This window comes from Agrobacterium genomosp. 13 str. CFBP 6927, from assembly GCA_900012615.1.
Lineage (GTDB): Bacteria > Pseudomonadota > Alphaproteobacteria > Rhizobiales > Rhizobiaceae > Agrobacterium.
The window spans coordinates 2,217,720-2,230,463 of record LT009756.1; the positions used below are offsets into that span (position 1 = coordinate 2,217,720).

11 protein-coding genes are annotated in these 12,744 nt (G+C 60.8%); 5 read left to right on the forward strand and 6 right to left on the reverse strand.

Annotation, left to right across the window (positions count from 1 at the left end; translation table 11 throughout):
- Positions 1–2,085: a hypothetical protein gene (locus AGR13A_RS11070; protein ID WP_080835451.1), complete on the forward strand. Its 2,085-nt coding sequence runs from the start codon at positions 1–3 to the stop codon at positions 2,083–2,085.
- An 89-nt stretch (positions 2,086–2,174) separates the two neighbouring features.
- Positions 2,175–2,603: a GNAT family N-acetyltransferase gene (locus AGR13A_RS11075; RefSeq protein ID WP_080835454.1), complete on the forward strand. Its 429-nt coding sequence runs from the start codon at positions 2,175–2,177 to the stop codon at positions 2,601–2,603.
- A 76-nt stretch (positions 2,604–2,679) separates the two neighbouring features.
- Here the strand turns inward: AGR13A_RS11075 and AGR13A_RS11080 are convergent, their stop codons facing one another.
- Together AGR13A_RS11080 and AGR13A_RS11085 are read right to left on the reverse strand one after the other, a co-directional pair.
- Positions 2,680–3,372, reverse strand: coding sequence for an alpha/beta hydrolase (locus tag AGR13A_RS11080; protein ID WP_080835457.1), 693 nt, complete (start codon positions 3,370–3,372; stop codon positions 2,680–2,682).
- A gap of 154 nt (positions 3,373–3,526) precedes the next feature.
- The gene (locus AGR13A_RS11085; RefSeq protein ID WP_080835459.1) at positions 3,527–4,480 is read right to left on the reverse strand and encodes a LysR substrate-binding domain-containing protein; all 954 of its coding nucleotides are present in this window, start codon (positions 4,478–4,480) and stop codon (positions 3,527–3,529) included.
- Between the two features lie 87 nt (positions 4,481–4,567).
- On the opposite strand from AGR13A_RS11085, the gene AGR13A_RS11090 reads away from it, so the two are divergent.
- Positions 4,568–5,533 (forward strand): MBL fold metallo-hydrolase, encoded by a 966-nt coding sequence (locus AGR13A_RS11090; protein ID WP_080835462.1) that lies wholly within the window; start codon positions 4,568–4,570, stop codon positions 5,531–5,533.
- A gap of 59 nt (positions 5,534–5,592) precedes the next feature.
- On the opposite strand, the gene AGR13A_RS11095 is transcribed toward AGR13A_RS11090, so the two are convergent.
- Together AGR13A_RS11095 and AGR13A_RS11100 are read right to left on the reverse strand one after the other, a co-directional pair.
- Positions 5,593–6,906 (reverse strand): MFS transporter, encoded by a 1,314-nt coding sequence (locus AGR13A_RS11095; protein WP_080835467.1) that lies wholly within the window; start codon positions 6,904–6,906, stop codon positions 5,593–5,595.
- A 336-nt stretch (positions 6,907–7,242) separates the two neighbouring features.
- The gene (locus tag AGR13A_RS11100) at positions 7,243–7,812 is read right to left on the reverse strand and encodes a GNAT family N-acetyltransferase (protein WP_080835470.1); all 570 of its coding nucleotides are present in this window, start codon (positions 7,810–7,812) and stop codon (positions 7,243–7,245) included.
- A gap of 296 nt (positions 7,813–8,108) precedes the next feature.
- Between AGR13A_RS11100 and AGR13A_RS11105 the strand changes: the two genes are divergently transcribed.
- Positions 8,109–9,101: a glutathione S-transferase family protein gene (locus tag AGR13A_RS11105; protein ID WP_080835473.1), complete on the forward strand. Its 993-nt coding sequence runs from the start codon at positions 8,109–8,111 to the stop codon at positions 9,099–9,101.
- Positions 9,102–9,117: 16 nt separating this feature from the next.
- Here AGR13A_RS11105 and AGR13A_RS11110 read toward each other — a convergent pair whose 3' ends face one another.
- The gene (locus AGR13A_RS11110; protein ID WP_080835476.1) at positions 9,118–9,609 is read right to left on the reverse strand and encodes an NUDIX domain-containing protein; all 492 of its coding nucleotides are present in this window, start codon (positions 9,607–9,609) and stop codon (positions 9,118–9,120) included.
- 66 nt (positions 9,610–9,675) lie between these two features.
- On the opposite strand from AGR13A_RS11110, the gene AGR13A_RS11115 reads away from it, so the two are divergent.
- Positions 9,676–10,626, forward strand: coding sequence for a metallophosphoesterase family protein (locus AGR13A_RS11115; RefSeq protein ID WP_080835479.1), 951 nt, complete (start codon positions 9,676–9,678; stop codon positions 10,624–10,626).
- A 212-nt stretch (positions 10,627–10,838) separates the two neighbouring features.
- Here the strand turns inward: AGR13A_RS11115 and leuA are convergent, their stop codons facing one another.
- The gene (gene leuA / locus AGR13A_RS11120) at positions 10,839–12,548 is read right to left on the reverse strand and encodes a 2-isopropylmalate synthase (protein ID WP_080835482.1); all 1,710 of its coding nucleotides are present in this window, start codon (positions 12,546–12,548) and stop codon (positions 10,839–10,841) included.
- Between the last annotated feature and the right edge of the window lie 196 nt (positions 12,549–12,744).

The following is a 12,744-nucleotide window of genomic DNA, read 5'->3' on the forward strand; positions in this document are numbered from 1 at the left end:
ATGACATTGACCTTCTCCCCCTTCCTGCCGTGGATCGTGATCGCCGTTCTGGCCGTCGCCGCTCTTGCGCTCTCCTTCATCGGCCTGTGGCGTGGCGTGCGCGGCGCATGGCTGCGCGGGCTGGCGCTTGCCGCTTTGCTTGCGGCGATAGCCAATCCGCTTCTGACGCAGGAGGAACGCGAGCCGCTCTCCACCATCGTGCCCGTCATCGTCGACCGTTCGCAGAGCCAGGACGTGCAGGACCGGCCGCAGATGACCGATGCGGCGCTGGAGACGCTGAAAGACCGGCTGTCGCGCTTCCCGCGCATCGAACCGCGCATCGTGGAAGTGCGCGATAATGGCGAGAGTGATTCACCCTCGACCCAGCTTTTCTCGGCCCTTTCCTCCGCCGTTTCCGATGTCTCGCCATCCCGCGTCGGCGGCGCGATTTTCCTCAGCGACGGCCAGATCCACGATATCCCGAATGCCCTGCCCAATGCCGAACAGGCGCTCGGCTTCCGCGCGCCCGTGCATGGGCTGATCACCGGCAAGGCCGATGAATTCGACCGCCGCATCGAGATCGTCCGCGCCCCCCGCTTCGGCATCGTCAATGAGGAACAGCAGCTGACACTGCGTGTCTTCGATGACGGCCGCCCCGCCGGCGGCGGTTCGGCGGAAGTGACCGTGAAGATGAACGGCGAAGAAATCGCCACGCTGCAGGCCACACCCGGCCAGCCGACGCCGTTCAGTTTCAAGGTTCCGCGCGGCGGCAACAATGTCATGGAATTTTCCGTCGCCGAACTTCCGGGCGAAGTGACCCCTGCCAATAACCGCGCCGTTCACCTGATCGAAGGTATCCGCCAGAACCTGCGCGTGCTGCTGGTCTCCGGCGAGCCGCATGCCGGCGAACGTGCCTGGCGCAATCTCCTGAAATCCGACGCCTCGGTCGATCTGGTGCATTTCACCATTCTGCGCCCGCCGGAAAAACAGGATGGCACGCCGATCAACGAACTCTCGCTGATCGCCTTCCCCACCCGTGAATTGTTCGTCGAAAAGATCGAGGACTTCGACCTCATCATCTTCGACCGCTACCAGCATCGCGGCGTGCTGCCGATTCTCTATTACGATTACATCGCCCAATATGTCGAAAAGGGCGGCGCGCTCTTGATTGCCGCAGGCCCGGAACATGCCGGTCAGGATTCGATCGCCATGACGCCGCTCGCCTCCGTGTTGCCGGCGCAGCCGACCGGTCAGGTGCATCAGGCCGCCTTTTATCCGCGCCTTTCGGAAGCGGGCAAGAAACACCCCGTCACCCGTGGGCTGGAAGGTTCGGGCAACGAGCCGCCGCAATGGGGCCGCTGGTTCCGCACCATCAGCGTTGACCCGCCGCAGGGCCAGACCGTGATGCTCGGCGATGGGCAAGACCCGCTTCTGGTGCTCAACCGGCAGGGCGAAGGCCGTGTCGCCATGCTGCTGTCCGATCAGGGCTGGCTGTGGGCGCGCGGTTTTGAAGGCGGCGGCCCGCATGTGGCGCTTTACCGTCGCATCGCCCACTGGCTGATGAAGGAACCCGAGCTTGAAGAAGAAGCGCTGACGGCCCGCGCCAATGGCCGCACCCTGCAGATTACCCGCCAGACCATCGGCGACGATCCCGGTCAGGCGAGCGTGCGTTTTCCTTCCGGCAAAACGGAAAACATGGCCTTCACCAGCACCGAGCCTGGTCTTTACAGGATCGAGCGCCGCATGGACGAAACCGGCCTGTTTGAAATCAGGAACGGCGATTTCACTACCCTCGTCCATGTCGGCGCGGTGGATGCGCCGGAATTCAAGGCGATGATCTCGACCACCGAAACGCTGAAACCGCTGGCCGACGCCACCAAAGGCAGCGTGCACCGTGTCGCCGATAATTCCGGCCGTATCGCGCTGCCAGATATATTGCCCGTGCGCGGAGATATCAGGGTTGCCGACGAGGATCGCATGCTGATACGCGTGACCGACGAGACGGTGCTGAAAGGCGTCAACACCCTGCCGCTCTTTGCCGGTTTTGCCGGGCTTGCCGCCCTGCTGCTCGCCTTCTCCGCGCTCTGGTGGCGTGAGGGCAGATAAGGGCGTTTCCAGCGAAGAGCTTAAGGCGCTTCACGTCTCGGATTGGAAACGAGGAAACGGCCGCCGCCCGGCAGCCCGGGAAGATGAACATGAATTTCATTTTGAGCGACGTCGCGGATGCAGAGGCCGAAAAGGCCATTCGCGATCCGCTGGTGGCCTATAATCTCGCCCGTTTCGGCGAAAGCGACAAACGCGAACTCAACATTACCATCCGTGATGACGACAATACCGTCACCGGCGGTCTGGTGGGCCACACCGCTCGCGGCTGGCTTTACGTCCAGCTTCTTTTCGTGCCGGAGGCCATGCGCGGTCAGGGCACAGGCCCGAAGCTGCTTGCCATGGCGGAGGCGGAAGCCAGAAAGCGCGGCTGCATGGGCGCCTATATCGACACGATGAACCCGGATGCCCTGAGAACCTACGAACGCTTCGGTTTCACGAAGATTGGCTCGCTTGCGCCGCTTTCCACGGGCCAGACGATCACATGGCTGGAGAAACGTTTCCAGGCGGTCGATTCATAATCGCGCTGCTACGGCCCCATCGAGGCGCATTGGACCATGGCCACCGTACGGTAAACGCGCAAATTCGGGCGGCTGGTTACCCTTGCGCCGCCTCAAGGATGAGCGCAGTGACTTCAACCGGGTGCGAAGCCAACGATGCATGGCTGGCTTCAAGTTCGATCTTCTTCATCGGCTTCATTCGATCGGCCATCATCTGTTCGTTTTCCGGGTTAATCATCCGGTCGTTGGTCGAGACCTGATAATAGCTCGGCTTCTTCCGCCAGGCGGGCGCCGTAACATTATCGCCAAAAGTGCTCCCGACCGGAGCCTTTTGGGTCACGGCCATGACTAGCGCTTCCTCTTCCGACAAATCCTGACAGAAGCTCTCCCGAAACTTCTCGGGCTTGATCCACAAGAAGCCGTCGCTGTCCGGCGCGATATTCGCAAAGGCCGCCGGCGGCTTGGCCTGCGAAATCCCGCCCGCGCTCTCACCGGCGTCCGGTGCGAAGGCGGCGATGTAAACGAGCGCCTTCACATTGGGCATGTCGCCCGCTTGCGTAATCACCTTGCCGCCATATGAGTGCCCGACCAGAACGACGGGACCTTCAATCTGAGCAACCATCTTGCTGGTGCGCGCCACATCGTCCGCGAGAGACGTGAGGGGGTTCTCGACCGCGTGGATATTCTTGGCCCCATAGCCATTCTTGCTTAACTCATTGATGACCTTGGCCCAATGGGCTGCGCCGCCCCAAAAACCATGTACCAGTACGATGCTTGGCTTGTCAGGCATGTTTTCCTCCCAGGAAAGGCGTTAAAGGCTGCGGGAACGATACAATATGTTGCCGTTCAAGACACGCACATTGTTGCCAGACCGCTCATCTGAGGCAGCTTTTGACCCAACGCGGCAATCCCGCATTATGGGTTCGCAACCTTGGAATTCCCACCTAGGCCGCGATACCCGATATCCCGCAATCAACGGTTCGGCCCATAGCCTCGCGGATTTGCTGGCGAAGCCACACGGCTCCGGCATCCGCATCTGTCTGCAATGTCCAGACCATGGCGACGGGCGGGAAACTCAGCGTCACCGGCACCGGGCTTATTTCCAGTCCCAGCATTGGCGCATAACGCAGCGCGATGCGTGAAGATACGGTCGCCAGCACAGCAGAGGATCGCGCCGTCGCCAGCACCGAGAGGAAATCCGGCGCGGCGGCGACGACGTCTATTTCCAAACCGCTCAGTTCCAGCGCATCCTTGATGCAGCCATGCAGGCTGTCCGTTTGCGATATGACCGCATGTTTGGCCTCCATATAGGCGTCCAGCCCGACGGGATTGGGCAGATCGAGCAAGGCCGGATTGAAACAGCAGAGCACGCTGGAGGAATAAAGCGACTCGCAATGGTGGCGTTGTTCCTTCGAATAGGCGCATCCGACAGCCATGTCGATCACGCCCGTATCGAGCATCGCGGTGATTTCCTGCTCCTGCCCGCTGCGGGCGAGAATGCGGATGCCGGGCGCGATCTCCCGCAGCCGCGCCGTCAGATCCGGCAAAAGCAACAGCTCCACCTCGCTTGACATGCCCAGTCGGAACGTGCGGCGCTCGGTGGCCGGATCGAACACATCCGCCGTCAGCACCGCCGCCTGCGCCTGCCTCAGCGCCTGCCGCACCGGGCCGGCCAGATTAAGCGCCCGCGCCGTTGGCTTCATCTCCTGCCCCACGCGGATGAAAAGCTCATCCTGAAACAGGGTGCGCAGGGTGGAGAGATTATGGCTCATGGCCGGCTGCTGGATTTTCAGCCGACGCGCGGCGCGCGTAACGTTCATCTCCTCCATCATCGCATCGAAAGCGATGAGAAGATTGAGATCGAAGGAACGGAGATTGAAATGATCGATAGTTTGCATAAGTCACATCGATTTGATTGCTGGCCTGCCTACACTTAGCTGGAGTGCGGAAAGTTTCAAGACATTCCCTCAACCCAGGAGCTCCCAATGCCGTCCCGTCGCTCACTTCTCAAAGGCGCCGCCAGCGCCATCTTCGCCGCCCCTTTTGTTGCACCCGCCGTCGCATTCGCCAAGGCGCCGCTTGCCGCCACGCAGGCACCCGGCTTTTATCGGCTGATGGTCGGCAAGGTGGAAGTCACCGCCCTTTCGGACGGCGTCATCGCGCTGCCGCTCGCCAAAATCTACACCAACACGACGCCGGAACACGCCTCAAAGGTCTTGCAGGACGCCTTCCTGCCGGAAGAGACGCCTACCTCGGTCAACGCCTTTCTCGTCAACACCGGCGACAGGCTGGTGCTGATCGACGCCGGCACCGGCGCTTATCTCGGCCCGTCCCTCGGCAGGCTCGTCGCCAATATCGAGGCCTCCGGTTATAAAACCGCGGATATAGATGACGTTGTCCTCACCCATATCCATACCGACCATTCCGGCGGACTGTCAGCCAATGGCAAACGCGTCTTTGCCAATTCGACCCTGCACGTCAACGCGCGCGAAGCCGCTTTCTGGCTCGATGCGGCAAAGGCCAAGGCGGCCCCCGAAGCGCTGAAGAAGGGTTATGCCGAAGCGAAGGAAAGCATCCAGCCCTATATTGATGCCGGCAAGTTCGAGACATTCGGCGATAATACTGCGCCGGTTCCCGGTCTCGGTTCTATCCTTTACGCCGGCCACACGCCCGGCCACAGCGCTGTCGTTCTCGAAAGCGACGGCCAGAAAATCGTTTTCTGGGGCGATATCACCCATGGCGATATCCTCCAGTTCGATGAGCCTGACGTGGCCATCGAATTCGACGTCGACCAGAAGGCCGCCGTCGTGGCGCGCGATCTGGCATTCCGGCAGGCGGTAGAAGGCAGATATCTGGTGGCCGGCGCCCATATCGCCTTCCCCGGCATCGGCCATGTGCGCACCGACAGCACCAATTACGATTGGTTGCCGGTCAACTACACGGCGCTGTAAGCTGCGAAACAGCCTGGCCTGATCCTCAACGGGTCAGGCCTTTGCGCGGGAACGACGCGTCAGCTCAACGCCACCTGCCGCGTTTCCGCATTGATCATCGTCGCGGCAATGGCGGCAAGCACCAGCAGGCCGGCGAAAATGCCGATTGCGACGCCAAAACCCTGCGCTATGGCATAACCGAGCAGAGACGGCGCCAGCAGGCCGCCGAGCCTTGCCATGGCGCCTGCGGCCCCCATGCCGGTCGCCCGCGATTCCGTCGGGTAGAGTTCCGGCGTATAGGCATAAAGCGCTCCCCAGGTACCGAGCAGCGCAAAGCTCATGATGAGAAGCGAGGCGGCGATCATCGCGCCCGCCGAGGCCAGCGTGAAGAGCAGGCAACCGAGCGCGGAGAGCAGGCAGAAACCGATCAGCGTCGGCTTGCGGCCCCATTTTTCGACGCCATAGGCGGCAAGCGCATAACCGGGGATCTGCGCCAGCGCCACCAGCACCAGAAAACCATAACCGCGCACGAAACCAAACCCGTCTCCGGCCAGTTTCGCCGGCATCCACGTAAAGACGCCGTAATAAGAAACGGAAACAAGGAACCAGATGGCGAGGATCATGATGCTGCGCTGCCGGAGCGCCGGCGAAAATATCCCCTGCCCCTTGCCCACGTCAGGCTGGAAAAGCCCGGTCCCGGCATCGAGCGGCGCACGCCCATTCGTCACCAGCATGCGGTTGACGACGGCCTTGGCTTCCTCCAACCGCCCGCTGCGCAGCAGGTAAAGCGGCGATTCCGGCACCAGAAAGCGCAGGCCAAGGCCGAGAACCGCCGGAAATGCCGTCACGGCAAAAATATAACGCCAGGCATCGGCGACGCCGGCGAGGCTGGCGCCCCAGGCCGCCAGCGCCACGATCAGCGTCCCGACAGCCCAGAAGCCCTCGAGAAAGACCAGCCAGCGGCCGCGATTTTTGGCAGGCAGGAACTCGGCCATCATCGCATAATCCACCGGCAGCGTGCCGCCCACGGCAGCACCGGTGAGAAAGCGCAGAATAAGCAGGATGGTGAAATCGGGCGCGAACACCGAAAGCACGCCGAACAGCGCATCGCAGGCCACGGTGACGATCAGCACACGACGGCGCCCGTAACGATCCGCCAGCCGCCCGAAGCCGGCAGCACCCAGCAGCATGCCGAAAAAGAACGCCGTGCCGGTCTGCAACGCCTGCGGCACCGTCAGGCCGAAGGTTGCGGCGATAGACGCGGCGGTGAAGCCGACGGCCAGAACCTGCATGGCATCCGCGGCCCAGACGAGGCCGAATATGCCCATCAGCCGCCGCTGATAGGCGCCTGCGCCCGCGCGCTCCAGCGCATCATTCATGGTGATAGCCGTCATGCCCCGCCCCTTTGCAGAAATCGACTTTTACTTGCTATCGTATAGGGGGAGGAAACGGAATTGAATTCTGTGGAAGGAGAGGCGTTGTTTCGAGACAGACCATCGGAAGAAGATTTTACCACATAAAAAGACGTGCACGGCAGTCTCGATGTTTGCCATAGCGCGCAACGCCCCTTCCGTCATGCCGGACTTGATCCGGCATCCAGTCACGGCGCGTCTGCGCCGTGGGAAGAGTCCTTTCAGTCCAAAGACTTGGGCTGACTGGATTCCAGCTCAAGGCCGGAATGACGGGGTTTATGTCGCGCTAAAAAACACAAAGCCCCTTCGGATAACCCCTCAGCCGTAAACCCTGAGCGGCTCCTCAAAACCCTCATCTTCCACCGTAGCGGCCGGCATCACGGCCTCGCATTTGCGCCAGCCGATCTTGCCCTTCAGCCGCTGGTGCACGTCATCGCCAATCGGCACGACCAGCACCCGGTTCGGGTCGACCGGGCCGGGAAAATCGAGCGCCGCATAAGCGACCTTCTCGAAACCGAGCGGCATGTAATAGGGCGGATCGCCGATCAGGATCACCGCTTCCGAGCCCTTCCGCCGGGCGGCGGCAATGGCGATCCGGACAAGTTCCCGGCCGATGCCCTTGTTCTTGTGCGAGGGCCGAACCGCAAGCGGCCCGAGCATATGGCCCTTCACCCCGCCCGCCAGAACCGGCGTCATGCGCACAGAAGCGATCGTCTCGCCATCGTCAGCGCAGACGAAGGACAGCGACCGGTCATGCGGCCCCTGCTCGCGGATGCGGGCTGCCGCACGGGTGTGCCGGCCGGGACCGAATGCTTCTTCGTTGATGACGTCGATGATGGCGTCGTGCGACGCGTCCTCGGTGAGGTAGACAAGATCGTGCTTGGACATGAAGAGACCGAAACTTCCAGAATGCGGATGCGACAATAGATGACGGCTGCGCCGGTAAGGGCGTTCAGGAGCGTCAGCGTCGTCGGAGCATCCGTGGTTCGATCATAGTCAGCAATTTCCTCAGAATTGTGAAAATTGCAGTTATCAGGAAAATTCTCACCCGTCCAGAACAAATCTCTGCCCTATCCCATTCAGTTTCCACAGGACCGGAAACGCATTGTTCAACGCCTTGCGGGTTCGCGGGAGAGTGCAGAACGGTTAGGATCGCTCAAAAGGAAACAATCAAGGAGATCATCATGGGCATGCTGGTGGAAGGCGTATGGAAAGACGTCTGGTATGACACCAAGGAAACCAAGGGGCACTTCAAGCGCAGCGCCTCGCAATTCCGCAACTGGATCACAGCGGATGGCGCGCCCGGCCCTTCCGGAGAAGGCGGGTTCGAAGCCGAGAAGGACCGCTACCACCTCTATGTCTCCTTCGCCTGCCCATGGGCACACCGCACCCTGATCTTCCGCAAGCTGAAAAAGCTGGAGGACCTGATTTCCGTTTCCGTCGTCGACCCGCTGATGCTGGAAAACGGCTGGGAATTCAGGCCTGAAGGCGAGCGTACGCCGGGCGCGACCGAGGATCACCTCTTCGGCTCCTCGACGCTCTGGCAGGTCTACACCAGGGCGGACCCCAAATATTCGGGGCGTGTCACCGTGCCAGTCCTGTGGGATAAAAAACGCGCTACCATCGTCTCCAATGAATCGGCGGAAATCATCCGCATGTTCAATTCCGCCTTCAACGATCTCACCGGCTCGCAGGCCGATTATTATCCCGAAGCGCTGCGCGCCGAGATCGATGCGCTGAACGACGTGATCTACGACACCGTCAATAACGGCGTCTACAAGGCCGGTTTCGCCACCACGCAAGATGCTTATCAACAGAATGCCGTGAAGGTGTTCGAAGCGCTCGATATGCTGGAGGATCGCCTGAAGGACCGGCGTTTCCTGTTCGGTTCAGAACAGACGGAAGCGGATTGGCGCCTGTTCACGACGATGGTGCGGTTCGACCCCGTCTATGTCGGCCATTTCAAATGCAATATCCGCCGCATCCACGACTATCCGCACCTGACGGATTACCTGCGCGATCTTTACCAGACGCCCGGCGTGCCTGACACGGTGGATATGCGCCACATCAAGGAGCATTATTACCGCAGCCACCGCACCATCAACCCGACCGGCATCGTGCCCGTCGGCCCGGAACTGGATCTGACCATGGCCCATGGCCGCGAGGCGTTCTCCTGACGGAGAGCAGCCGCCGTTACCAGTGATCGGCGAGCGCCGCTTCGCCGGCAAGCTCGGCAAGGCGGCGGCGGGTTGCGGCCGTCACCCCTTCCGGCAGCTCCGACAGATCGAAAAAGCCGCTTTCGGCAATTTCATGATCCGGCTTTTTCGGTTTGGTCTGAGTGACGTCAAGCCGGTACAGCGCCACATGATCGCGATTGCTGCCTTCCAGATTGAGATAGACATGGATCAGCTCCGGTTTGGAGGCAGCTTCGAGATTGCCTTCTTCGCGGATTTCCTTGTGAAGCGCCATCAGCAGGGTTTCGCCACGTTCCACCCCTCCGCCCGGCAGATACCAGCCCGGCAGATAGGTGTGCCGCACCAGAAAAATCCTGCCTTTTTCATCGAAACAGGCCGCACGCACACCAAGAGTTGCGCCGCGCGTGAACAGAAAAACGAAATGCAACAGGCGAATGAGGACGCGCATATGGAACGGACGGGCCTGCCGCCCGGTTGTTTCGTCATTCACCCTGGTTTCTCCCCGCCTGCCGGCTTTTATTGGACGCGCGGCATATCATAGGTTATCTCTGCCGCCATGTTCAAACTTGCGCATATTTCAGACGTCCATTTGGGGCCACTGCCAAAACTCACTTTCCGGGAACTTGCATCCAAGCGTATCACCGGTTTTGTCAACTGGCACCGCAACCGCCGCAAGCATCTCTTCACCGATACGCTGGAAAAACTGCTCGACGATCTGGAGACAAAGTCACCGGATCATCTGGCTATTACCGGCGATCTCGTCAATCTTGCGACCGGCATTGAAATCCGCGCCGCTGCTGACTGGCTGGAGGAGGTGGGCGATCCCGAAAAAACCTCCGTCGTTCCCGGCAATCATGACGCCTATGTTTCCGGCGCGCACGACAAGGCCATGCAGGCCTGGTATCCTTACGTGCGCGGCGATGGCGACCCGCTGGAATGGGACGACGACCGCAAGATTTTTCCCTATATGCGCGTGCGCGGTCCCGTCGCACTCATCGGCTGCTCCACCTCGATTGCGACGCCGCCCTTTTCGGCAACCGGCTACTTCGGCAACCGGCAGGCCCGCGCCACCGCCGAGCTTTTGAAAAAAGCCGATGAACAGGGCCTTTTCCGCGTTGTGATGATCCATCATCCGCCGATCCGGGGTGCCACTGCCGCCCATAAACGCATGTTCGGCGTTCGTCGCTTTGCCGCCGCTCTCGGCGTCGGTGGCGCGGAACTGGTGCTGCACGGTCATACCCATTTGAATACGGTCTACTGGCTGAACACCCACCATGGGGAAGACCACATCCCGGTCGTCGGCATTTCCTCCGCCAGCCAGGGACCGGGCGGTGAAAAACCGCGCGCGGCCTATAATCTCTTCCATATTTCCGGTGGCCCCGGCACCTGGAATGTCGCCTGTGAGCGCCACAGCCTCAATGAGACGGGGACGGGTGTGGCGCTGGAGGATGTGCGGGTGTTTTATGAAAACGGGCGGCCACTGGGGTTTTCGCTGCCGAAGGAATAGCGTCCGGAGCGGTTGTGTCGGTGGGTGGGGCTTTACCCCCCTCTGCCCTGCCGGGCATCTCCCCCTCAAGGGGGAGATCGGCAGGAGGCGCTACCGCCACTTCATTTGCAAATGTTGAGATGGGCGAGACCCAACCACGAGTCGATCTCCCCCCTTGAGGGGGAGATGCCCGGCAGGGCAGAGGGGGGTAAAGCCCCACCCTCAAGGCAAGCTTACCTCGCCCGCTCTTCCAGCACCCGATTGGCCGCCGAAACAATCGCCTCCAGCGACGCCGCCACGATATTCGTATTGACGCCTGCCCCGAACAGCTTGCCGCCCGGATGCTCCATCTCGACATAGGCGATGGCCGAAGCATTCGAGCCATGCTGCAGCGAATGCTCGGAGTAATCATTCACCGACAGGTCAATCCCGAGATAAACCGACAGCGCATTGATGAACCCGTCGATCGGGCCGGTTCCCTTGCCCTCGATACGCTTCACCTCGCCATTATCGGTAATTTCGGCAGCCACGATGCGCACGCCCTTGAAATCGCCAGCCGGATAGGTGTGGTGATCGACGAATTTGATGCGCGCATTCGGCTGCGTCACGTAACGCTCGATAAAGCGCTCATAGATGCGCTTGGCCGGCAGTTCCACACCCTCTTCATCGGTGATGCGCTGGATATCCTCGCGGAATTCCACCTGCAGGTTGCGCGGCAGGTTGATGCCGTAATCCTGCTGGAGAATATAGGCGATGCCGCCCTTGCCGGATTGCGAGTTGATGCGGATGATCGCCTCATAGGAGCGACCGACATCCTTCGGATCGATCGGCAGATAGGGCACTTCCCAGACGGGATGATTGGCGACCTTGATCGCCTTCATGCCCTTGTTGATCGCATCCTGATGCGAGCCGGAAAAGGCGGTATAGACCAGTTCGCCGACATAAGGATGGCGCTCGGGGATCGTCATCTCGTTGGAATATTCGTAGACGTCCTTGATGCGCTCGATATCGCGGCAATCCAGCTCAGGGTCCACACCCTGCGTATACATGTTCAGCGCCAGCGTCACGACATCGACGTTACCCGTGCGTTCACCATTGCCGAACAACGTGCCTTCCACGCGGTCAGCACCGGCCATCAGGCCCAGCTCGGTCGCGGCGATGCCTGTGCCGCGGTCATTATGCGGATGCAGCGAGATGATGACGTTTTCACGATTGTCGATGTTGCGGCACATCCATTCGATCTGGTCGGCATAGATGTTTGGCGTCGCCATTTCCACCGTCGACGGCAGATTCAGGATCAGCTTGTTGTCGGCCGTCGGCTTCACCACCTCGACCACGGCGTTGCAGATTTCCAGCGCCACTTCCAGCTCTGTGCCGGTAAAGCTCTCGGGCGAATATTCGAAGCGGTAGCCGCCGCCGGCCTTCGCCGCCATATCGGTGATCATCTTGGCGGCATCGACGGCAATCTGCTTGATCCCGTGCACATCCTTGCCGAACACCACGCGGCGCTGCAATTCGGAAGTGGAATTGTAGAAGTGGATGATCGGCTTGTTGGCGCCTTCCAGCGCTTCAAACGTGCGGGTGATCAGCTCCGGGCGGCATTGCACCAGCACCTGCAGGGAAACATCATCAGGCACATTGCCTTCTTCCACGCACCAGCGGGCGAAATCGAAATCCGTCTGCGAGGCGGAAGGGAACCCGATCTCGATTTCCTTGAAACCCATTTCGAGCAGCAGCTTGAACATCCGGGCCTTGCGGTCGTGGCCCATTGGGTTGACCAGCGACTGGTTGCCGTCGCGCAGGTCCACCGAACACCAGATCGGCGCCTTGTCGATGGTCTTGCCCGGCCAAGTGCGGTCGGGGATATTGATGGTCGGATAAGGGCGATACTTCACGCTCGCGTCAGCCATGCCCTTGGAAATATTGGTGATCTTGCCGTCCATTTCGCTTCCTCCTTGCGCAGTCCGCGGGCTTCTTCAAGCCATCGGCGGATGCGCGGCCCTTGAGAGCCTAAATCCAGTATAAAATGAGATTTCGAGATGAGGAGCGTTAGCGCCAGCGGGCTTTCGGCCGCCGGGCGCTCCTCACTGGACCCGGCAACCGCGTGTAAGGTCGAGGCTAAGAAGCGAGAGTGCACCG